Below are 22042 nucleotides of genomic sequence, written 5' to 3'. Positions count from 1 at the left end.
CCGTGGCGGAACAAGAAAAATGTCAGCCCGCTATCAGCCAGGAAACCAGCGCCAGAAACGCCAGGCCGAATCCCGCCCAGGTGGTGCGGGAAGTGTTTAAAAAGCGCAAACGCGCCACGCTGTTTTCAATGAGCGCCACCAGCAGCACGGCAACCAGCAGTTTTGCCAGACAGAGCGCGGTGGCGATCAGCAGGCCGAACGGCGTTGGCTCCGCCGCCAGGCCAAAGGGGAGAAACAGGCCGAGAAACAGCTGAAGCACCACCAGCTGCTTCAGGCTGAGGCCGAGTTTCAGCACGCCCAGCGTCGCGCCGGAATATTCGGTCAACGGGCCTTCCTGCAGCTCCTGCTCGGCTTCGGCCATATCGAACGGCAGCTTGCCCATTTCGATATAGGTGGCGAAGGCGCAGGCCAGCCCGGCCAGCAGCAGGGTCAGCGAGGACGAAAGCGGCCAGTGCAGCACCTGCGCGCTAATGGCGCTAAGCGCGGTCGAACCGGCAACCAGCGCGGCTATCCACAGGCCCAGCAGCAGGATGGGTTCGACCAGCACGCCCAGCACGGCTTCCCGGCTGGCTCCGATGCCGGTAAAAGGGCTGCCGGTATCCAACCCGGCGATAACAAAGACAAAGCGCGCCAGGGCGAACAGATAAATAAGGGTGATGAGATCGCCTGCGCCAGCCGCTGGCGAAGCAAGCGTTACCACGGGCAGCGCGCTGGCAATGACCAGCAAGATGCCGGTGAGGAGCCAGGGCATAGTGCGAAAAGCCGGGCCAGAAGCCGCCGGCGCCACGCTCTGCCGCTGTAACAGTTTGGCGATATCGCGATACTCCTGGAGTACGCCAGGCCCCTGGCGATTATGCATACGGGCGCGCAGCACGCGGCTGATGCCGGTAAACAGCGGCGCGATGGCCAGCAGCCCTGCCGCCTGGATAAGCGCCAGCGGCCACAGCGAACCGGTAAGAACAAAGGGAAAAGTCATCGTCAGTTCCTCAGGCCAGCGCCGCGACCAGCAGCACGGCCAGTTCAATAAACGCCAGGCGGCGGCACAGCGCAGCCAGCCTGCCCTGATGCAGGGCCGTCGCCAGAGCGGCAGGCAGCAGACGCTGGCGCAGACGATACAGCGGCGCAAACATCACGCGCAGCGGCTGAGCGAAACCGGTGGCGGTCACCACCATCCCGGCGGAATGACCGTAGCCACAGGCCCAGGCATCGCCGCGTTGCCGGTTCGGCAGACGGCTGCCGCGCAGCGCAACGGCAATAAGCCAGGGCAGCAGCGGCATCGCCAGCAGTAAAATCGCCACCATCGGAGCGGAAACCGCCGACGTAGCCGAGAAGACGGCACCATGCTGCGTAACGACAGGCGGCGTCATATGCAGCACGTCGGCGGTAACGAGGGAAAACAGGGGAATGATCCAGGGAGACGCGACGCCAGACACCACGCACAGCAGCGCCGGGATAACCACGCTGAGCGTGACCGCCAGAGGAGCAGGCCTGGCCCCGGCGGTGCCGCCGCGTGGGCTGCCCAGAAAGGCAACGCCAAAAACTTTGGCGATACACATCAGCGCCAGCGCGCCAGTCAGCGCCAGCCCGACGGCAAGCAGCGGGCCGAGCAGGCGAGTCAGCCAGAACGGGCTGCTGCCAAGCTGGAAAAAAGACTGGTAAAGCAGCCATTCGCTGGCAAAGCCGTTTAGCGGCGGCAGAGCGGCCATCGCCATCAGCGCAATCAGCATTGCGCCCGCCGTCCACGGCATCAGACGCGCCAGCCCGCCGAGCCGCTCAATATCTTTCGTTCCGGTCTGCCTCTCTATTTCGCCCGCGCCTAAAAACAGCGTGGTTTTAAACAGGCCGTGGTTAAAGAGATGGAACAGACCGGCCAGCAGCGCCAGCGCTGCCAGCAGCGGCAAACGCAGCGTGACGCCAATCATCGCGCCGCCCACGCCCAGCAGAACGATCCCGACATTTTCCAGCGTGTGGTAAGCCAGCAGGCGGCGGATATCATGTTCCATTAGCGCGTAAAGCCCACCGATAAAGGCGGTTAGCATCGCCAGCAGGATGACCAGCACGCCCCACCACAGCGGCGGTGCGCCCAGTAGATCCAGCCCGACTTTGATTACCCCTAAAATGCCGACTTTCATTAACGCCGAAGAGAACAGCGCGGCGGCATGAGCGGGGGCGCTGGTGTGCGACTGCGGCACCCAGCCATGCAGAGGAATAATCCCGGCGTAAAGCCCGAAGCCGGTCAGCGACAGCAGAAAGGCCGTCGACCTGACGCCCGCAGAAAGCTCGCTGTGCCGCAGCACGTCAAAGTTCAGGCTGCCGCTGGTGTGATAAAGCAGGCCAAAAGCCAGCGCCAGGCAGAGCGTGCCAAGCCGCGCGGACAAAAACTGATTTAAGCCGGCGCGACGGCTTTTCACGTCGTCATTCTGCACAATCAGCAGTCCGGCGCAGAGCGCGGCCAGCTCCATCGACAGGATCAGTTGCACCGCGTTGACGGCCAGCACGGCTGTCGTCAGCGTCGCCATCAGCAAATGGCACAGCAGGCCAGCCCGCGCGCGAACAGGCCCACCGACGCTGCGCAGCCAGACCCAGGCGTACAGGTTGCAAAATAGCGCGGGTAGCCAAATAGCCAGCAGCAGCAGCGCGTTCAGCGGGCTGAAGCCTGCCTGAAAAGAGAACGGCGGCAGGGCGACGGTCAGCGCGTCACCGGGCAGGATTTGCATCGCTGCCGCTATCGTCGCCAGAGAAGCCACCAGGCCGCCGCTGCTAAAAACAGCCGCGCTGACACGGGCAGCCCCGGCGAGCAGCCAGCCGATGCCGCCGCTCAGCAGCAGGAGCAGCAGCGCAAACGTCAACAGCGGCGCGGGCGAAAAAAGGGAGGTCATGATGGGTTCTCCTTGCCAGAGATAAACAGATCGACAGGGAGCGAGCTGGCCGCATTCATGCGCTTCCGTTGACTGGCGTGTAGGGACAGATCGACGGTAACCAGCTTGATGGCCTGGGTCGGACAGGTTCTGATGCAGGCGGGGCCATCCTCGCTGAAACTGCACAAATCACATTTCACGGCCACCGCCCGCACGCCCGGCACACAATCAAGGAAAGGGCTGAGCGGACGCGGCGGCAGTGGGGCGGGCAAGGCTTTCGGCGTATTGCAGTCGCGGGGCGTTGCTACCGGCGTGCTGCCGGAAAAAGTGATGGCGCCAAACGGGCAGGCGATGCCGCATAGCTTGCAGCTGACGCACAGATTCTCATTTAGCTGAACAGCGCGATCCCGCAATGTAATAGCGTTAACCGGACAAACTTTGGCGCAGGGCGCATCCTCGCACTGGCGACACATGACCGGCGCGGAATCCTGAAGGTTGCGCATTACCTCCAGGCGCGGCGCGGACTGCAGACCATAACGCTGATGTTCCTGTGAGCAGCTGGCTACACAGGTATTACAACCGATACAGCGTCTGGCATCGGCTATCACATAATGATTCATGGCGGTCGGGCGGCTCATGAAATCTCCTTGGGATTTCGTCAAAAGTGACGAAATTGACGTTGAAAACAGAATTTCGTCATTTATGTCGTCATTACTGCCCCTGTGCAGGCCATCAGATCTATTCCAGGGGATAATGGCTGGCCTGTTAAAAGGCTTTAATTAACTTTTCCAACTGCGGATGGATTGGGGTGCTGCTATGAATAGCGTCATAAATACACTGATAAATAGCGGCTATTTTATTCAGGTAGTGATCAAGCACGGCCTGCCTGTCGTGAATATCAACAGCGTTATCAATACGGCCGTCTTCGGTTAATGTCGCCCGGGAAAAGGCCTGAAAATCTTCCGGCTCGCCTGGCTGCGCCATATTAAGGCTGTAGACGATTTGCTGACTGTAAAAGTCAGCCTGCAAATGGATGCTGATAATAAAATGGTTAAATAAGACAAAATGGATGCCGCGCTCGTTGCTGCAGGTGAATTCATGATTAATGTTGTGACTGGAAAGGGCTACGGCCTGCGTCAGCGCGTTCTGATAGGTACGCCAGTGCGCTTTCAACTGGTTGTTTTTACTGGCGATATACTCAGCCTGGTCGGCCAGTTCGCTAAGGGAGCTCATAAGCATTACCACGGGTTAAGGTGAACAGGATACCGTTTCGACATTGCTATTACGCCGACGAAACAGGATTGCTGAGAACCTATTGGCATAAAGTGTGCCAGGTCATGAAAATATTCTAAAACACTTTGTAGTTCATCAATTTAAAGGCGATTGGCGGTAATCTCTTTGCCCGATTATTTAGCGCTGTCGATGTCAAAGACATGCCATTTCGTCATATCTGACGGTCAGTTAAATACGCGTTTCTTTCCGGCTCTGGCCATATCGATAAGGCATAAACGCCGTGTCGAAAAAAGCTGGCATTGATATTGCAAATTACTCCTCAGCATCCGAGGAGAAAGGCAATGCACGAAATTACTTTGTGTCAAAACGCCGTAGAAATAATGCAGCAGTTTGCCCTGCGTCATCATGCCCGACGTATTACCTCCGTATGGTTGGAAGTCGGCGCGTTTTCCTGTGTCGAGCCCGAAGCGCTGCGCTTCTGTTTCGACCTGGCCTGTCGGCAAACGCTGGCGGAAGGCTGCGATCTGCATCTTGATACGCCAGCGGCGGTCAGCTGGTGTCACGACTGCCAGCGCGATATCACCTTATTGATGGCGGGCGTGCTGCTCTGCCCGGACTGTGGCGGACGTCGTCTGCGGGTGATTGCGGATGACGGCATGAAAATTAAACGTATCGAAATTGAATAGCGGGCCAGCGCCCGGGGAGAAAATTATGTGCAGTACCTGCGGCTGTGCCAGCGGCGAGCTTCGTATTGAAGGCGTGAGCGGCGACGCCTTGCATTCTCACGATGGCGGCGGCCATTGCCATCACCACGGCGGCCATGCTCACAGCCACCAGGAGCGCGCCCATGGGCTGCCTTATGCGCCGCGCCGTCTGGTCGATATAGAAACCGAAGTCCTGGCAAAAAATAACCACATCGCCGCGCATAATCGCGAGCATTTTGCCGCCGCGTCCATTCTGGCGCTGAATCTGGTTTCCAGCCCCGGTTCGGGTAAAACAACCCTGCTGACGAACACTCTGCTGCGCCTTGCGCCGCGGCAAGCGTGCGCCGTTATCGAGGGCGATCAGCAAACCGCTAACGATGCCGAGCGCATCCGCGCGACCGGCGTCCCGGCGATTCAGGTCAACACCGGCAAAGGCTGTCACCTGGATGCGCAAATGGTGCATCAGGCGGTACATCAGCTGGCTCCTGAAAACCACAGCCTGCTGTTTATCGAAAACGTCGGCAATCTGGTGTGCCCGGCCAGTTTTGATCTTGGGGAGCATTGCAAAGTGGCGGTACTGTCGGTCACGGAAGGGGAAGACAAGCCGCTGAAATATCCCCATATGTTCGCGGCGTCGCGCCTGATGATCCTGAATAAAATCGACCTGCTGCCTTACCTGAATTTTGACGTTGAAGCCTGTATCGCTAACGCGCGGCTGGTCAATCCACAGATTGACGTCATTCAGCTGTCGGCCACCACCGGAGAAGGCATGGCGCGCTGGCTGGCATGGCTGGAGCAACAGCAATGTGCATAGGCATTCCGGGGCAGATTGTCGCGCTGCATGAACAGCACAGCGATCATGCCTGGGCTGAGGTCTGCGGCCTGCGTCGCGAAGTCAATATCGCTCTGGTCCGTGGCGACAGCCGCGAGGCCTTGCTCGGAAGCTGGGTGCTGATCCACGTGGGTTTTGCGCTGGCCCGGCTGAACGAGCAGGAAGCGCAGGAGACGCTGGCCGCCCTTCATGCCATGGAAGAGCTGGAAGCCGACGTGGCGCTGTTCCTGGCGGGTGAGAGGTAAAATATGCGTTTTGTTGATGAGTTTCGCGATCCGGCGCTGGCGAAGAAGCTGCTTGAACGGCTTAACCAGCAGGCGACGCGGCTGCCTTTTACCGCAGAAAAACCGATGCGGATAATGGAGGTGTGCGGCGGGCATACCCATGCCATTTTTAAATTCGGCCTGGATAAGCTGCTGCCGCCACCGCTGGAGTTTATCCACGGGCCGGGCTGTCCGGTCTGCGTGCTGCCTATGGGCAGAATCGATGCCTGCTGTGAGATTGCCGCCCGGCCAGACGTCATTTTTTGTACCTTTGGCGATGCGCTGCGCGTGCCGGGCAAGCAAGGCTCGCTGTTACAGGCCCGCGAGCGTGGCGCGGACGTCCGCGTGGTTTACTCGCCGCTCGATGCGCTTAAGCTGGCGCGGGAAAATCCCCGGCGGCAGGTGGTCTTTTTTGCGCTGGGCTTTGAAACCACCATGCCGGTTACTGCCGTTACGCTGCAACAGGCAAAGCGGCAGCGGCTCGGCAATTTCAGCGTGTTTTGTCAGCATATCAGCCTGATGCCCACCTTACGCAGCCTGCTGCAGCAGGACGATGTTCGAATTGACGCGTTTCTGGCGCCCGGCCACGTCACCATGATCACCGGAACCGCACCATACCGGTTTATCCATCAGCAATTTGGCAAGCCGCTGGTGGTCAGTGGGTTTGAGCCGCTGGATATACTGCAAAGCGTCCTGATGCTGGTGGAGCAGGTGTGCGAGTCAGGCTGTAAAACAGAAAACCAATATCGACGCGTGGTGCCGGAAGAGGGGAACCTGCTGGCGCAGCGGGCGATACGGGAAGTCTTTCAGCTTGCCGGCAGCAGCGAGTGGCGCGGACTGGGGCTGATTGAGGCATCCGCAATTTCGCTGACCGAAGCCTATGCCGGTTTTGACGCCGAACGGCGCTTTACACCGGGCACATACGCCGTCGCCGATCATCCCCAGGCGCGCTGTGGCGATGTGCTCACAGGACGTTGTAAACCGCACCAGTGCCCGCTGTTCGGTACCGCCTGCACGCCGCATAACGCCTTTGGTGCGCTGATGGTTTCTTCCGAAGGCGCCTGCGCCGCCTGGTACCAGTATCGGCACCAGGAAACCCCGGCGGAAGTTCCGCCAGGGGCAGCTACGAGGGTAACCGAATGACGGCACAAACCGTAACGATGGCGCACGGCAGCGGCGGCCGCGCCATGCAGCAGATGATTGAACGGATGTTTCTGCAGGCGTTTGATAATCCCTGGCTTAACGAGCGGGAAGACGGCGCCCGGCTGTCGCTGGCCGATTTTACCCGTCAGGGCGACCGGCTGGCTTTTTCCACCGACAGCTATGTTATCGATCCCATTTTCTTTCCTGGCGGCAATATCGGCAAGCTGGCGGTCTGCGGTACAGCGAACGATCTGGCGGTCTGCGGCGCCATACCCACTTACCTCTCCTGTGGTTTTATCCTGGAAGAGGGCCTGCCGCTTGACGATTTGCAGAGCATCGTCAGTGCCATGGCGCAGACCGCGCAGCAGGCTGGCATCGCTATCGTTACCGGTGATACCAAGGTAGTTCAGCGTGGCGCAGCCGATAAGATCTTTATTAACACGGCAGGGATCGGTGCGATCCCAACGGCGGTGAAATGGGCGGCCAGCACCGTTCAGCCAGGAGACAAGATCCTGGTGAGCGGTACGCTTGGCGACCATGGCGCCACTATTCTGAATCTGCGCGAGCAGTTGGGAATGGATTTGGACGTGCAGAGCGACTGTGCGGTGTTAGCTCCCCTGATTGCGCCGCTGCGTTTGCTGCCCGGCGTGCACGCGCTGCGCGACGCCACGCGCGGCGGCGTCAATGCTGTCCTGCACGAGTTCGCCGGGGCCAGCGGGTTGGGTATCTCAATAGAGGAAAATGCCCTGCCGGTAAAGCCTGCGGTAAGAGGGATTTGTGAACTGCTGGGGCTGGAGGCGCTGAATTTCGCTAACGAAGGCAAGCTGGTGCTGGCGGTTTCCGCCCGGGCAGAGCAGCAGGTGTTAAGCGTGTTGCGCAATCATCCGCTGGGCGCGGATGCGGTCACTATCGGCGAGATGACGGCAAATCCGCAGGTCTGCTTACGCGGCGCGCTGGGGGTTTCGCGCCAGCTGATGTTACCCCATGCAGAGCCTTTGCCGCGCATTTGTTGACCTTAATAAAAGCGTATCGGATCTGACTTTCTTTGCGCAATTCTCTTTCTTATCAGAGGTTATCCAGGGTAAAGCTATGCAAACTGCCACTCTAAGCAACACCAAACAAGAAGGATTGTTGACGCTGACGCGAACCCTGCTGCGGCAGCAAACCATGAGCTCGCTGTTGCAAGCCCTGACGCAGGTGGTACAGCGCGTGAATATGGCAGAAGCCGTCACGCTGCTGCTGTTCGGCAACAATGCCCGCGTCCATTTTTACGGCACCGATGCGATGCATCAGCCGATTGTGTATGAGGATGAGACGCTGCTGGCAAGCGGCCCGGTGCATTCACTGCGTAAAACGGCAAGCACGCAGGTCTGGCGTGGTGAAGCGCTGCATCGGCATTATCCGCAGCTGGCCGCGCTGGATCTTTATCCGCCGTTTACCGACTACTGCCTGGTGCCGCTAACAGGGCCGTCCGGCGTGCTGGGCGGCTGCGAATTTATGCGTCAGAACGGCCAGGCGTTTACTGTTGAAGATAAAAAGGCGCTGAATGAGCTGTGCCTGCTGGCTGCCGTGGCGGTTGAACAGATCCAGCTGCATGAGAATGCCCAGCTACAGCAGTCGCTGTTGCGTCATGAACGGGATGATTTTCGTCTTTTGGTCGATATTACTAACGCAGTCATTTCCCGCCTGGATCTGGATGAACTGACCGGTGAAATTGCCAAAACGATCCACCACTTTTTTCATATCAACGCCATCAGCATCGTACTGTGCGACGTGGATAAAACGAGCGAGCAGGCAAATGTTTACACCACTCACTATATAGAGGCGCACGTCGCGGAGCGTGAACAGTCCCGCATCACGCTGGTCGGCACGCTGGAAGAGCAGGTGATGAAAAGCGGTGAAAGCCTGCTGATCAACGTGCCGCCCGCCAAAGGGCAGGAGAAGGTGCAAAACGCCCTGTTTCAGCAGCTGTGGCCTAATCAGGTCAAAACGTTATGTATTCTGCCGCTGCGTTTTAAAGACAAAACGCTGGGCGTGCTGAAACTGGCCAAGACGCAGCCCGACAACTTTACGCCCGCCAACCTGAGGGTGTTGCAGCAGATTGCCGAGCGCATCGGCATCGCGGTAGATAACGCGCTGGCCTATCAGGAGATCAAGAGCCTGAAGGAGAAGCTACAGCATGAAAATCTTTATCTGACCGAGCAGATCAACAGCCACAATCCCGATTTCAGCGATATCGTTGGGCGAAGCGCCAGTATGTCAAAAGTGCTGAAACAAGTTGAAATTGTGGCGAAAAGTGACTGTTCGGTATTGATCCTTGGTGAAACCGGCACGGGCAAAGAGCTGATTGCCAGGGCGATACATAACCTGGGCGATCGGCGTGATAAACGCATGGTAAAGATGAACTGTGCGGCAATGCCCGCCGGCCTGATGGAAAGCGAGCTGTTTGGCCATGAGAAAGGCGCGTTCACCGGCGCGACGGCTCAGCGTATGGGCCGTTTTGAGCTGGCCGACCAGGGGACGCTGTTTCTGGACGAGGTGGGTGAAATCCCTTTAGAACTGCAGCCCAAGCTGTTGCGGATCCTCCAGGAGCAGGAATTTGAACGGGTCGGCGGAAGCAAGCAAATTTCCGTAAACGTGCGGATAATCGCGGCGACTAACCGCGATCTGAGCCAGATGGTGGCCGACAAGGCTTTCCGTAGCGATCTCTATTATCGGTTAAACGTCTTCCCCATTGTGATCCCGCCGCTGCGCGAACGTCCGGAGGATATTCCGCAGCTGGTGAAGTTCCTGACCTATAAAATTTCCCGCCGTATGAAGCGGACTATCGACAGCATTCCGGCAGAAACGTTGAGGTTGCTCAGCCGTATGCCGTGGCCGGGCAACGTGCGTGAGCTGGAAAACGTGATTGAGCGTGCGGTGCTGCTGACGCGCGGCAGCGTGCTGGATTTACAGCTTCCTGAGCTGAATTATCCGCTGCCGATCGCCGATGTGCCCAGCCTGGCGGCGGAAGCCTCGGCCCCACCGCTAAGCGGGGAGGATGAACGCGAGCGCATTATTCAGGTATTAAAAGAAACCAACGGCGTCGTCGCCGGGCCGCGCGGTGCGGCGGTTCGTCTGGGGCTGAAACGGACTACCTTGCTTTCCAGAATGAAAAAAATGGGGATTACAGGAAAATAACGGCTTCCATCAGCGCTGGCCTGGTGAAAAGTGCATAAGGTAGCCCCTTGCAGGGGAAAGCCCGGAAAGCTTATCGGTTTTGGTCAGGCGGCGAGCCTCCGGCGATCATCCGCTCCAGCTCGCGGAAATCATGGCTGCAAAACAAACTGATTTCCGCAGAGTGATGGCGGGCCAGCTCGCGCAGGCGCTGCTGATTAACGCGCCTGACGTCATTATCGGCGGCCATAAACCACTGATAAAACCGCAATCCCGGCGTACAGTGGCGCGGATGCTCAAGCTCGCGCTGATAAAACCACGCATCGCCGCCGTGCAGCAGCCAGCCGCTATCGGTCTGCACCGCTATTCCCGCATGGCCTTGCGTATGACCAGGCAAAGGGATCAGCAATATTTCCGGCGGCAGGCCTTTTAAACCGGTGACGGCATCAAAGCCAAACCACTTTTCACCGGATGCGTGATAACCCGTCCAGCCTGAAACGCCGCTCCACTGGCCAGGCCGATAACGGGAACGGGCCAGCCAGCTGTCGCGCTGCCGGGAAGTATCGATTTCCCGCTGCATCAGATGAATTTGCGCCTGCGGAAAATCGGTCAGCCCACCGGCATGGTCAAAGTCCAGATGGGTCAGCACGATATGGCGAACGTCCGAGGCCTGGTAGCCCAGCGCCAGGATTTGCGACAGCGCTGTCAGAGAGGGTTTGCGCTGAATATTGTTCATCACGCGGAAAAAAGTGGCTAAGCGGCTGCCGGGCGCGCGCATATCTTCCGTACCGAATCCGGTATCAACCAGCACCAGCCCGCTGTTTTCCGTTTCGATAAGCAGGCAATGGCAGGCAAGATGCGCCCGGATGCCTTTGCTGAAACCGTCATAAAGCGCGCCGCCAACGGGACACATACAGCCACAGTTAAGATGAATAACCTTCACGGATTCTCCTCCAGCAGGATCGGTTCATAGCGGAATCAATAAGTGTAGGCGTTTTCCTGGACTCCTGACCGCAGGTAAAACCAGCCGGAAGATGTCGTTGCTTCGCGATTTGTCCGTTATTCCTTCAGAAAATTTTATTGGAGCGGACGGCGTGGTGCCCGGTCTGGACGTAAAAACATTTCCTGTTACAATCCCCGCTCTTAAAAAAAGCCAGGATAAAAAGATGAAAATGAAAGCATTATTAGGCGCGGTATTGGCGGGAAGCCTGCTGCTCAGCGGCTGTGGCATGGTTGATAATGCGGTACGCACCGACGAAAGCATTAAAGAAAAAGCAGCTTTCGCGCTGGGCACTACGGCGGATAAAGTCATCATCACGCAACGTACCAGCGATATCGACTCGGTCAGATTCCATGCCTCTACTCAGGGCAAAGTCTTCCAGTGCTATTACTCTACGGCTGGCATCAGCAGCGATGCTATTTGCTCTCCGACGGATGGCTCTTCTCTGCCAACGGCAGCGGGTTCTGCCTCGTGCAACGCATTGCTGAAAGCCGCACATAAGTGCTGAGTCCAGTCTGATATATGGCCCCGGCTGACGGTTTTGCCGGGGCCGCGTACAACCTGCTACAAGAAAACGGTCACACCTTTTCCAGCGCCAGGCGTAGATCCTCAATCAGATCGTCTTTGTTTTCGATGCCGATAGAGACGCGAACGGTAGCCTCATTGATGCCGATACGCGTGCGCACCTCCGCCGGGACGCCGGAATGCGTGGTGCTGGCAGGATGGCTGGCGAGTGATTCGGTGCCGCCAAGACTTACCGCCAGCTTAAACAGCTGGAGCGCATTCAGCAGCTTAAAGGCAGCCGCCTGGCCGCCGACCACGTCGAACGAGAACGTCGATCCCGCGCCGCTACACTGTTGTTGATAAACCTCTGCGGCTGGCGAACCGGCTTCCAGAAATGGCAGATAGTGCAGTTTTTCAATTTTTTGATGCGATTGCAGAAACGCGGCGACGGCGGCGGCATTGTCATTGGCGCGCTCCATACGCAGCGACAGCGTTTCCAGCGAGCGGCCGATCATCCAGCAGGAGTGCGGATCGAGCTGGGTACCAATCGCGCTGCGCAGCGCTTTAATCTGTTTAATCAGCGCCTTGCTGCCCATCACCGCACCGGCAATCAAATCGGAATGGCCGCCGACATATTTAGTCAGCGAATACAGCGACAGATCCGCGCCGTGTTCGGTTGGACGCTGAAAGACCGGCCCGAGCAGCGTGTTATCACAGGCAATAATCGGACGATGCTGCTGCTGCTGTGCTATTTCATCAGCCACGCGTTTAATCAGCGCGATATCCACCAGGCTGTTGGTAGGGTTAGCGGGCGATTCAATGAGGATCATTGATACGCGTCCCTGTTTCATTGCCTCTTTTGCCGCTGCCCGTACGGAGGCCTCATCCACGCCGTCGGCAAACCCGACCGACGCCACGCCCAGCCGACGAAAAGTTTTGGTCAGCAGCGTTTCGGTGCCGCCATATAAAGGCTGCGAATGCAGAATGGCGTCGCCTGGCTCGACAAAGGCCAGCAGGGCGGTAGAAATAGCCGACATGCCCGAAGAGAACAGCGCCGCGCTTTCGGTGCGCTCATAAATCGCCAGCCGATCCTCGACGATTTCGCTGTTGGGATGATTAAAGCGTGAGTAAACCAGGCCGTTGCCTTCGCCTTCCGGCGGCTCGCGACGACCGGAAACGTAATCGAAAAAGTCACGGCCTTCTTCGGCGCTGGTAAAAATAAAGGTCGAAGTCAGGAACACGGGCGGTTTCACTGCGCCTTCGGACAGCGCAGGATCGTAACCGTAGTTAAGCATTTGCGTTTCAGGCTGTAGTTCACGATTGCCGAGATGCGTTTTTTTTGCGTGTTGCGTCGCCATGGGTTCTCCTGACCAGCGAGGGTAAATAAGCGATCGCATCTTAGCCTTACCGCCTTAACGTTATTAAATAATTTATTGGACTATCGTTAAGCTTTTACTGAAAATATTCAGGCCTTCCGGAAGGCTATATGTCTGTTAGCATGAAATTCAGTTGCTGTTATTCTTCGCTGAAGGAAAAGCAGCAAAAAAAGCGGCGTGATGAACGGATTGATCGGGATGAAATATAACGACGACAGGATTTTTTCCAGCAAAAGGTTTTACAAAAAAAATTTTTTTGACAGCGTCCATTAAGCAATGGAAAAGCTATTCATTGGTTTTAATTAACGGAACGCTGTTGGCTATGCCGCTGACCTTTCCATTAGCGCTATATTCCCCAGATCTTTGGCTATCTTGCTTTTCCGATTTTGCGGGCTGGAAAGGTATGAAACGGATACACTCCGCTCAAGCGGGCAAAATTCTTAATTTTTTTTCATTTAAATGTCGGGCGTTTACAGGCGATTTGAGCGGCGCTAGATTTACATCTAGCTGAAAATTTTCAGGAGTAACCCACAAGGAAGCGATACCATGTCTGCATTACAATTCCCCTGTACAATTTTCAAAACACAAAAAAAGATGGAAGATTACAGCGCCAGTGATATGCATTGTGGCGATTTATCAGAATTCCAGCTGAAAAGAGCGTTTCATCTGGTCGATGTATCCACCAGAGTCAATCCTTACACATTGACCAAAATCACCCCATTTAATCAACCTCAATCGAGATTGTATGGCTCCCGTAGCGAAGGTGAGAAAATTTCCCGGCAAGAATGTGCCAAAATCCTCTTTGATGAATTCCGACACCTTTCGCGGACATTTTCCATTTACGGACCTTACAGCCATCTGATTGAAAAAATGATAACCCATATGCAGAAAGGCAACGGCATGCCTTTTCAGGATACGTCTTTGGATAGTGCGTTAAAAAAGCATATTCTAAATGATAATTCTAAAAACAATACGCGTCTTTTGTTAACTAAAGTCGTTGGTAAAAACATAGACTGGGGAAAGGGTTACTTTCCTTTAGCGCAAAAAAAAGAGTTAACAAAAGCGATCCTTAGAGGGAAGTTACCTAAGTTTGATCGGTTGCAGGATAGTTTTAACGGAATGGGGATTACAGTACATGATGTATGGGCTACACATATCGCTATAAAATCACTGCATATTGAAAATGAGCGGTACCGCGCGCTTGTGAATTACAAAATACAGGATCATTTTGGCCTGGATAGTGAAGATATTTCAGCGTTAAAATTTAATCAGTTCCGTTTTTTTCGCATCTGGTTTTTGCTTCAACGATACAACCTGTTTGGCTTTAAACCCTTTATGACCGATATGGAAACCACTGTGGAAATTACCGGGAGACGTGATGAAAACTAATAAAAAATTATTGAGTACGTTGTTACTGGTTGGTAGCGCGTCACTGGTCTATGTTTTTTGGTTGTTTTTTCGCCCTGTGGTAATAGTTGCCGTTCACGAGGACGGGAACTTCAGTGATGTCATAGTAAAAAATGTTCCGTTTACCGAACGGGGTAAAATAGCCTGGTGGCTTAAAAATAAAGATAAGCTAAAAAACCGTTACGGCATCCCTAAACCAGCATTATATGGAAATTACACCATTAGCTTTTGGTTATTTGGTGATGGCTATAAAGAAGAGGGCAAGTATGACAGGTTATGTTTTAAGGATATGCAAACTGATAAGAACTGCATTGATAAAAACAGAGTGTTTTCAATAGATAAGAGCAAGAATAAGGGGACTATTTTCGTTGTGTATGATGGCGATGACTACCGACTGGAAGAAAATGGGGAAGTAATAAAAATTGACCATAATTAAAGCTTTATTTATTGCGTAGTGCCCAGGGGAAAATCTTCCTTCCCCTGCTGATTTCTTATCATGTTTCAGCCGGGTACTGAGATACGCTGATAACGGACACAGCTAAAAACATTCATCACCGGCCTTCAGGGAAGTTATTGCCCCCTTTTTCGGAGATCGGCAATGCAAGACAAGGGGTAATCTAACCCCTGAGCTTTTGCCGCCGGCCAAAAGCGGCGATTTGTTCGCATGCTTTCAGTTCATCCGGCAACCATCCCTGATATAATCCCCCTCCTTAAGAGGTTCTCATGCTATCGCCGTTGTATTGGATTGTGTGGTACTCCGTACAGCAATCGGTGTGTCAATATCGACTTTTCATACACGCTTTACATGATGTTTAACTGAATAAAATCAGTGAGATAAGCTAATTTATGAAACACACTGTAGAAGTCATGATCTCCGAGCAAGAGATCGCCAAACGCATCGCTGAACTGGGCCAGCAGATCACCGAAAACTACCGCGACAGCGGTAGCGAAATGGTGCTGGTCGGCCTGCTGCGCGGTTCCTTTATGTTTATGGCGGATCTCTGCCGCAGGATTGAGGTATCGCACGAGGTCGATTTTATGACGGCTTCCAGCTACGGCAGCGGTACGTCCACCACGCGCGATGTGAAAATCCTTAAGGATCTGGATGAAGATATCCGTGGCAAGGATGTGCTGATCGTGGAAGACATTATCGACTCCGGCAATACGCTGAGCAAAGTGCGGGAAATCCTGCGCCTGCGCGAGCCAAAGTCGCTGGCAATCTGTACGCTGCTGGATAAGCCTGAACGGCGGGAAGTGGAAGTGCCGGTGGAATACGTGGGCTTCACTATTCCTGATAAATTCGTGGTGGGCTACGGCATCGACTACGCCCAGCGCTATCGCCATCTGCCTTACGTAGGCCACGTGGTAATGCTGGAAGAGTAACGCTCACCGCACGATCGACTAAGGCCGGATTTCCCGGCCTGATATATGATCCGGCCGGAGATCAGCTCGGGTTTTGCAAGCCTTTCAGCGCGTTAGCGATACCTTTATGGTGACGCTCTTCAAGCACGTCCATGCTGGAAGCGCCGACTTCCAGGTCGTGCAGGTGGCCATCCTGAATACCGTAAACCCAGCCGTGAATTTTGACATTCTGACCGCGTTTCCATGCCGACTGCATGATGGTGGAGTGGCCCAGGTTATAAACCTGCTCGATCACGTTGATTTCACAAAGTTTGTTAAAACGCTGCTCCGGCGTCGGCAGCTGTTTCAATGACGAACTATGCTTGTACCACAGATCGCGGATGTGCAGCAGCCAGTTGTTGATCAGACCCAGTTCCGGGTTCTCGACCGCCGCCTGCACGCCGCCGCAGCCGTAGTGGCCGCAGATAATGATGTGCTCCACCTGCAGAACCTCCACCGCGTACTGCACAACGGAAAGGCAGTTCAGATCGGTGTGAATAACCAGGTTAGCTACGTTGCGATGAACGAACAGTTCGCCCGGCTCCAGGCCGGTCAGACGTTCGGCTGGTACACGGCTGTCGGAACAGCCAATCCAGAGAAAACGAGGCTTCTGCGCCAGCGACAGGCGTTCAAAAAAAGCCGGGTTCTCTTCTTTCAGCAGGCGAGACCACTCGCGGTTGTTACTAATGAGAGTATCAATATCTTTCATTTTTATAGCGCCATAACTTGATATGCGTGGCAGTAATATAGGCCATCAAACTGTGATTGAAAACGCTAAACAAGAAAACCATACAAAACAGGGCAATCCTTTACCTATGACTTATGCACTGGAACTCGAAAAGCTGACCAAAACCTATGCGGGTGGCGTTCAGGCCTTGAAAGGAATCGATCTTAACGTGGAAGCGGGCGACTTTTATGCGCTGCTTGGCCCCAACGGCGCGGGCAAATCCACCACTATCGGTATTATCAGCTCGCTGGTGAATAAAACTGCCGGCAAGGTGCGGGTGTTTGGCTATGACCTGCAGCAGGATGTGGTCAACGCCAAGCGCCAGCTGGGCCTGGTGCCGCAGGAGTTTAACTTCAACCAGTTTGAAACCGTGCTGCAAATCGTGGTCAGCCAGGCGGGCCTTTACGGCGTAGAGAAAAAAGAAGCGCTGCAAAGGGCGGAAAAATACTTAAAGCAGCTCGATCTGTGGGACAAGCGCAACGAGCGGGCGCGGATGCTTTCCGGCGGCATGAAACGCCGCTTGATGATCGCCCGCGCGCTGATGCACGAGCCAAAGCTGCTGATCCTGGATGAGCCGACCGCAGGCGTGGATATTGAGCTGCGCCGCTCGATGTGGAGCTTTTTGCAGGATCTGAACGCCAAAGGCACCACCATCATCCTGACCACCCACTATCTGGAAGAAGCCGAGATGCTTTGCCGCAATATCGGCATTATTCAGCACGGCCGACTGGTGGAAAACACCACCATGAAAGGGCTGCTGGCGAAGCTGAAATCGGAAACCTTTATCTTCGATCTGGCGGCAAAAAGCCCGCTGCCGGCGCTGGAAGGCTTCCAGTACCGGCTGGTGGATACCTCAACGCTGGAGGTAGAAGTCATGCGCGAGCAGGGGCTGAACAGCGTCTTCAGCCAGCTCAGCCAGCAGGGCGTCAAGGTATTGAGTATGCGCAACAAGGCTAACCGCCTTGAGGAGCTGTTTGTAGACCTGGTAAACGGTCGCAAAGGAGAGAAAGCATGACACATCTGTACTGGGTTGCCCTGAAAAGTCTCTGGGGAAAAGAGATTAACCGTTTTGCCCGCATCTGGATCCAGACGCTGGTGCCGCCGGTTATCACCATGACGCTCTATTTTATTATCTTCGGCAACCTGATTGGCTCCCGCATTGGCGATATGCATGGCTTCAGCTATATGCAGTTTATCGTGCCGGGGCTGATTATGATGGCGGTGATCACCAATGCCTATGCCAACGTAGCGTCCTCTTTTTTCAGCTCTAAATTCCAGCGCAACATTGAAGAGCTGCTGGTGGCGCCGGTGCCGACGCACGTCATTATCGCTGGCTATGTCGGCGGCGGCGTGGCGCGCGGCGTCTGCGTCGGGATCCTGGTGACCGCGGTGTCGCTGTTCTTTGTGCCGTTTCACGTGCACTCCTGGCTGATGGTGGCGGTAACGCTGCTGCTGACGGCGATCCTGTTTTCGCTGGCGGGCCTGCTGAACGCGGTCTTCGCTAAAACCTTTGATGACATCAGCCTGATCCCGACCTTTGTGCTGACGCCGTTAACCTACCTGGGCGGCGTGTTCTATTCGCTGACGCTGCTGCCGCCGTTCTGGCAGATGGTGTCGAAGCTGAACCCGATCGTCTATATGATCAGCGGTTTCCGCTTCGGCTTTTTGGGCATCTCCGACGTGCCGCTGGTGTTTACGCTGGCGGTGCTGGTAGGCTTTATCGCGGTGTTTTACATTCTGGTCTGGTGGCTGATCCAGCGCGGAAGAGGGCTGCGTACCTAAACGCTTAAAAGCCTCTCTTCCCGCAAGGGGAAGGGAGGCTGAACCGCCTTCTCTCTGCATGGAGAAGGTTGCTGAACGAAGCTGGCTCATAAAGAAAGCGTAACCGCAAATAGCACGATCTCTATCCCCGCATTATTTGACGTCCATCACTGAATATAAGAAAACCTTATTTAGCTGCAAACTTTTTCCTCCCTGTTGCCACTCAGTCCTATCGCGAGCACGTTGTACTGGTATTGAGTATGGCCGGTGTTGTCACGATAAATCAGCAGGCCACAAGCCTGTTATCTTTGACTCAACTCTGGATCAAACTTATGGCAGGCGTAAATGCATTACCTTCTACCTTAACTACCGCCACTCACTCTTCAGGCCAGGCAACCTCCAGTCAGGAGGCTCGCGCCCGGGGCACCGGGGGAGCAGGCCCTTCTACGGCGGTTACCACACCGGCAGACGCTGCGCGCGATCGGGCCATTAACAACATAGTTACCCAGCTTAATCACTATTTTCCCGGCAGTACCGCATTGCACACGCTGGTGCAGGATCGTGCCGCTGAGCTTCATGATATGGGGGAGACGCCTCAAAGCGTTGCCGAAAATATGGCCAAAGCGCAGAAAATGGATTACATCAGCGAGGCCGCAGGCAACGCGGTAAAAGCGTTTCCTTTTGCCATCTCGGGCTACGCCTCAGGCGCCCTCAAATTAGGCGCAGGCGTGGCCGGTTCCACGCCGGGTTCGGAAGCGCTGGCGGGGGCGATTGATGGGGCTACGGCGATGGTAATGAAATCCGTAGGCGATAAGGTATTTGCTGATACGGTAAAGGATACGCTGTGGCTGGCAGCCGATTCCGCAAAGCTGGAGCCGGAAATGCAGGAGGTGCTGAAAAAGCGCCAGGGCCTGGGAGAAAGCCTGAAGCTGGCTCCGCTGGGCGGCCAGGGATTCAATGGCCGTAATGCCGTGGTCGGCGCTGTAGCCGCGGCGACGCATAATAATCCTCAGGCGGTGTCGCATACCAGCAACGTGCTGAGTCTGGCAGCAGGCGCGGCGGGCGGCGTCCTCACCAACAAGTTCAGCGCTTCCCACGGCCCTGAATTCCTGCTGGGACGCACCGACTGGAAAGCGCAATACACCGCGTTAAAGTCTACCAGCGTCAAGCAGCAGATGGCGTCCGGAGGCGCGGAAAGGCTGAAAACGCTGCTGCTTAGCTTACTAACGCCCCGTAATTATGCTAAGGGAACGCTGAATATTACTTCAGGAAATATGGTGTCGGAAATTGGCGCCTTAGCCGTGGCGCTGGCCGGAAACAATGCCTTACGCAATGTTGTGCGTAATAAAGGCGTGAGCGAAGCCGTGAGTTCTGCCCCCTCCGCCGCGATTGATGACGCGCTTGGACGCCTCGGCGCAGGCCAGCTGACCTCGCCATCAGAGATTGCTAAAGATCAGGCGATTAACCTTGTCGGCGCCGCGCTGGCCTATGCTTTTCAGGGCGTCGCAGGCGCGTTAGCCGGGCCGGCGCCAACCCGCAATGACGAAGCCGTAGATTTTTTGGCGGATAAAGTCGTGAACAGCGTAATTGGGGAGAAAACCGGTGAAGTGCGGGATAAGGCTATTGAGGTGGTACAGCAAGGGGCAAGGGATGTGGGACAGATGACCGTCGATGCCGCGGTGAAAACCAAAAACTCGGTCAAGGAAGGCGCCATCTCATTAGCCGATGGAGCGGTCAAAACGGGCAACGCGGTTGGCAGCGGTCTGAAAACGGCGAAAAATAACGTTTCTGACGCCATGAGCAATGCCCATCAGTGGGCGGGCGAACAAATCAAAAAGCAGTTTGCTTCTCCGCCACAGCCAGCCGCGCAGGCGATGCCGTCGTCAGCCCCTCAGGCTTCGTCGTCACGGCCCGCCGCGCAGACGTCAGGACAGACCACCGCGCCACAAACTGCGCCGCCACCGGCACGACCTGTCGCTCCGACGGCACCGCAGGTCTCGACGTCACAAACTACGGCACCGACCCGACCTGCCGCGCAAACGGCGCCACAGGCTTCGACCTCAAAGCCTGCCGCTCAGACGACGCCGCCTTCAGCCGCGCCTGGCGGATCCCGGCCCGCCGCGCAGCCAGCGAGCGAAGAAATTGAGATGCAGCCGTTGGGCAAAAGTAAGCAGGCGTAGCCTGAGGGGGGCCTGGGGCTGGAAGCGTCAAACCCTGCCAGGTAAACGGCGGTGTCTCCAGCTGCGCCAGCCTCCTCTAGCCCCGCAGCCGGGGAGACAGAGATGCAGCCGCCGGGTAACAGTAAGCAGAGCCGGGCCGGAAAACGGGAGTAAAAGGAAAGGGCGGGGTCTGAACTATGGCGGTAAGAAGAGCGGGGGAGTCATCCCCCGCCAGTAGATTAAGCGACCTGCACCGGCACCGCTTTCGCCAAACGCTTCATTACATTATCGCCTTCAAAGTAGGCGACTTTCGGCTGCCATTCGCGGGCTTCGGCATCCGACATCGTCACGTAAGAGCAAATAATCAGAATATCGCCTTCGCAAGCGCAGCGGGCGGCCGCGCCGTTGACGGAGATGATTTTCGAGCCGCGTTCGGCCGCGATAGCATAGGTAGAGAAGCGCTGACCGTTAGTCACGTTATAGATATCGATCGCTTCATATTGCAGGATGCCGGAAGCATCCAGAAAGTCCTGGTCAATGGCGCAGGAGCCTTCATAGTTCAGATCTGCCTGCGTGACTTTGACGCGGTGGAGTTTGCCCTGCAGCATGGTACGGTTCATCATTTACCTCTGGTGAATAAGCAATAATCGGCACGCTATGCCGTTAAATCGACCTGCTGATTATCAATCAGACGCGCCTTGCCCAGCCAGGCCGCCATCAAGATGACCGCGCTTTTGCTTTCTACCGTTAGCGGCAGCAGCGTTTCAGCATCGACTATCGCCAGTCCGTCGGCGCGCAGGCCGTGGATGGCCAGCGCGGCGTCCGCATCGGCAATAATCACATCGACATGACGCTCTCCATTGGACAACCTTTCCGCCATGCTGTTCATGACGCGGCTCAGCGCGGGCGCGATTTTTCGCTCGTCGGGCGTCAGATAACCGTTACGCGAGCTGAGCGCCAGGCCGTCTTTCGCGCGCACCGTCGGCACGCCGACAATCTCGATATCGTAGCCCATGTCCGCGACCATCTTGCGGATCAGCGCCAGCTGCTGGAAATCTTTCTCGCCAAAGCAGGCCAAATCGGGCTGCACGAGGTTAAACAGTTTGCTGACGATGGTCGATACGCCGCGAAAATGCCCCGGACGGCTGGCGCCTTCCAGCAGCGAAGAGAGGCCCGGCACCTCGACAAATGTCTGCTCGCCAAGCCCTTTTGGATAGATATCATCGGGCGCGGGCGCAAAAACCAGATCCACCTTGCGGCGGTTCAGCTTCTCACAGTCTTCCTGGAGCGTGCGCGGATAGCGCGCCAGGTCGTCAGCGCGCTCAAACTGCATCGGGTTAACGAAAATAGTGGTAACCACAATATCGGCGCGCGCGCGGGCTTCGTCGACCAGCGTCATATGGCCGTCGTGCAGATTGCCCATCGTGGGCACCAGCGCGATACGCTTGCCTTCTTGCCGCCAGCGGCGGATCTCACGCCGCAGCATGGGTAAGGTTTCAATAATCAGCACTTGCCGCT

General features: G+C 55.9%; 22 protein-coding genes. 13 read left to right on the top strand and 9 right to left on the bottom strand.

The annotated features are described in order from the left end of the window. Nucleotides 1-22: 22 nt before the first annotated feature. The 4 genes from QZH36_RS16715 to QZH36_RS16700 form a co-directional block, all read right to left on the bottom strand. Nucleotides 23-976, bottom strand: a complete 954-nt coding sequence (locus QZH36_RS16715; RefSeq protein WP_253455230.1) for a respiratory chain complex I subunit 1 family protein — start codon at nucleotides 974-976, stop codon at nucleotides 23-25. A gap of 10 nt (nucleotides 977-986) precedes the next feature. Continuing rightward, the gene (locus QZH36_RS16710; RefSeq protein WP_301730691.1) at nucleotides 987-2879 is read right to left on the bottom strand and encodes a proton-conducting transporter transmembrane domain-containing protein; all 1893 of its coding nucleotides are present in this window, start codon (nucleotides 2877-2879) and stop codon (nucleotides 987-989) included. Continuing rightward, the gene (locus QZH36_RS16705; protein WP_301730757.1) at nucleotides 2876-3478 is read right to left on the bottom strand and encodes a 4Fe-4S dicluster domain-containing protein; all 603 of its coding nucleotides are present in this window, start codon (nucleotides 3476-3478) and stop codon (nucleotides 2876-2878) included. The genes QZH36_RS16710 and QZH36_RS16705 overlap by 4 nt, the downstream gene beginning before the upstream one ends. Before the next feature lie 145 nt (nucleotides 3479-3623). After that, nucleotides 3624-4091, bottom strand: coding sequence for a formate hydrogenlyase regulator HycA (locus QZH36_RS16700; protein ID WP_253455228.1), 468 nt, complete (start codon nucleotides 4089-4091; stop codon nucleotides 3624-3626). 341 nt (nucleotides 4092-4432) lie between these two features. Here QZH36_RS16700 and hypA point away from each other — a divergent pair, with 341 nt between their 5' ends. From hypA to flhA, 6 genes are all read left to right on the top strand, one after another. Then, entirely contained in the window at nucleotides 4433-4777 is a 345-nt protein-coding gene (hypA, locus tag QZH36_RS16695) for a hydrogenase maturation nickel metallochaperone HypA (RefSeq protein ID WP_253455227.1), read from the top strand. Nucleotides 4778-4802: 25 nt separating this feature from the next. Continuing rightward, the gene (gene hypB / locus QZH36_RS16690; protein ID WP_301730690.1) at nucleotides 4803-5609 is read left to right on the top strand and encodes a hydrogenase nickel incorporation protein HypB; all 807 of its coding nucleotides are present in this window, start codon (nucleotides 4803-4805) and stop codon (nucleotides 5607-5609) included. Beyond that, a complete protein-coding gene (locus QZH36_RS16685) occupies nucleotides 5600-5872 on the top strand; it encodes a HypC/HybG/HupF family hydrogenase formation chaperone (protein WP_301730689.1) in 273 nt (90 codons plus the stop codon). Before hypB ends, QZH36_RS16685 begins: the two co-directional genes overlap by 10 nt. 3 nt (nucleotides 5873-5875) lie before the next feature. After that, nucleotides 5876-7033: a hydrogenase formation protein HypD gene (hypD, locus tag QZH36_RS16680; RefSeq protein WP_301251395.1), complete on the top strand. Its 1158-nt coding sequence runs from the start codon at nucleotides 5876-5878 to the stop codon at nucleotides 7031-7033. Beyond that, entirely contained in the window at nucleotides 7030-8046 is a 1017-nt protein-coding gene (gene hypE, locus QZH36_RS16675; RefSeq protein ID WP_301251393.1) for a hydrogenase expression/formation protein HypE, read from the top strand. Before hypD ends, hypE begins: the two co-directional genes overlap by 4 nt. Before the next feature lie 76 nt (nucleotides 8047-8122). Continuing rightward, on the top strand, nucleotides 8123-10213 hold the full coding sequence (gene flhA / locus QZH36_RS16670) for a formate hydrogenlyase transcriptional activator FlhA (RefSeq protein ID WP_301730688.1): 2091 nt from the start codon (nucleotides 8123-8125) through the stop codon (nucleotides 10211-10213). A 70-nt stretch (nucleotides 10214-10283) separates the two neighbouring features. On the opposite strand, the gene QZH36_RS16665 is transcribed toward flhA, so the two are convergent. Further along, nucleotides 10284-11132 (bottom strand): MBL fold metallo-hydrolase, encoded by an 849-nt coding sequence (locus QZH36_RS16665; RefSeq protein WP_301730687.1) that lies wholly within the window; start codon nucleotides 11130-11132, stop codon nucleotides 10284-10286. 223 nt (nucleotides 11133-11355) lie between these two features. Between QZH36_RS16665 and QZH36_RS16660 the strand changes: the two genes are divergently transcribed. Further along, nucleotides 11356-11697 carry a hypothetical protein gene (locus tag QZH36_RS16660; RefSeq protein WP_253455220.1) on the top strand — a complete coding sequence of 114 codons (342 nt, stop codon included), beginning with the start codon at nucleotides 11356-11358 and terminating at the stop codon, nucleotides 11695-11697. A 70-nt stretch (nucleotides 11698-11767) separates the two neighbouring features. Here QZH36_RS16660 and QZH36_RS16655 read toward each other — a convergent pair whose 3' ends face one another. Continuing rightward, nucleotides 11768-13051, bottom strand: a complete 1284-nt coding sequence (locus tag QZH36_RS16655) for a cystathionine gamma-synthase family protein (RefSeq protein WP_253455219.1) — start codon at nucleotides 13049-13051, stop codon at nucleotides 11768-11770. Nucleotides 13052-13615: 564 nt separating this feature from the next. Here QZH36_RS16655 and QZH36_RS16650 point away from each other — a divergent pair. The 3 genes from QZH36_RS16650 to hpt all read left to right on the top strand — a co-directional run bounded on the left by QZH36_RS16650 (nucleotide 13616) and on the right by hpt (nucleotide 15859). Beyond that, nucleotides 13616-14458, top strand: a complete 843-nt coding sequence (locus QZH36_RS16650) for a YPO3983 family protein (RefSeq protein WP_301730686.1) — start codon at nucleotides 13616-13618, stop codon at nucleotides 14456-14458. Then, nucleotides 14448-14912, top strand: a complete 465-nt coding sequence (locus tag QZH36_RS16645) for a DUF943 family protein (protein ID WP_253455218.1) — start codon at nucleotides 14448-14450, stop codon at nucleotides 14910-14912. The genes QZH36_RS16650 and QZH36_RS16645 overlap by 11 nt, the downstream gene beginning before the upstream one ends. A 410-nt stretch (nucleotides 14913-15322) precedes the next feature. After that, nucleotides 15323-15859 carry a hypoxanthine phosphoribosyltransferase gene (gene hpt, locus QZH36_RS16640; RefSeq protein ID WP_301251385.1) on the top strand — a complete coding sequence of 179 codons (537 nt, stop codon included), beginning with the start codon at nucleotides 15323-15325 and terminating at the stop codon, nucleotides 15857-15859. A gap of 61 nt (nucleotides 15860-15920) precedes the next feature. Here the strand turns inward: hpt and can are convergent, their stop codons facing one another. Continuing rightward, nucleotides 15921-16586 (bottom strand): carbonate dehydratase, encoded by a 666-nt coding sequence (can, locus tag QZH36_RS16635; RefSeq protein WP_253455217.1) that lies wholly within the window; start codon nucleotides 16584-16586, stop codon nucleotides 15921-15923. Nucleotides 16587-16692: 106 nt separating this feature from the next. On the opposite strand from can, the gene QZH36_RS16630 reads away from it, so the two are divergent. The 3 genes from QZH36_RS16630 to QZH36_RS16620 all read left to right on the top strand — a co-directional run bounded on the left by QZH36_RS16630 (nucleotide 16693) and on the right by QZH36_RS16620 (nucleotide 20545). Then, nucleotides 16693-17619, top strand: coding sequence for an ABC transporter ATP-binding protein (locus QZH36_RS16630; RefSeq protein ID WP_253455216.1), 927 nt, complete (start codon nucleotides 16693-16695; stop codon nucleotides 17617-17619). Then, nucleotides 17616-18386, top strand: coding sequence for an ABC transporter permease (locus tag QZH36_RS16625; RefSeq protein WP_125289061.1), 771 nt, complete (start codon nucleotides 17616-17618; stop codon nucleotides 18384-18386). The genes QZH36_RS16630 and QZH36_RS16625 overlap by 4 nt, the downstream gene beginning before the upstream one ends. A 311-nt stretch (nucleotides 18387-18697) precedes the next feature. After that, nucleotides 18698-20545 carry a hypothetical protein gene (locus tag QZH36_RS16620; protein ID WP_301730685.1) on the top strand — a complete coding sequence of 616 codons (1848 nt, stop codon included), beginning with the start codon at nucleotides 18698-18700 and terminating at the stop codon, nucleotides 20543-20545. Nucleotides 20546-20763: 218 nt separating this feature from the next. On the opposite strand, the gene panD is transcribed toward QZH36_RS16620, so the two are convergent. Further along, nucleotides 20764-21144, bottom strand: coding sequence for an aspartate 1-decarboxylase (gene panD, locus QZH36_RS16615; RefSeq protein WP_253461109.1), 381 nt, complete (start codon nucleotides 21142-21144; stop codon nucleotides 20764-20766). A 35-nt stretch (nucleotides 21145-21179) separates the two neighbouring features. After that, nucleotides 21180-22034 (bottom strand): pantoate--beta-alanine ligase, encoded by an 855-nt coding sequence (gene panC / locus QZH36_RS16610; RefSeq protein ID WP_253455214.1) that lies wholly within the window; start codon nucleotides 22032-22034, stop codon nucleotides 21180-21182. Between the last annotated feature and the right edge of the window lie 8 nt (nucleotides 22035-22042).

This window comes from Erwinia wuhanensis (genome assembly GCF_030484085.1).
Lineage (GTDB): Bacteria > Pseudomonadota > Gammaproteobacteria > Enterobacterales > Enterobacteriaceae > Erwinia > Erwinia aeris.
This window is presented reverse-complemented; position numbering and strand designations above follow the sequence as displayed.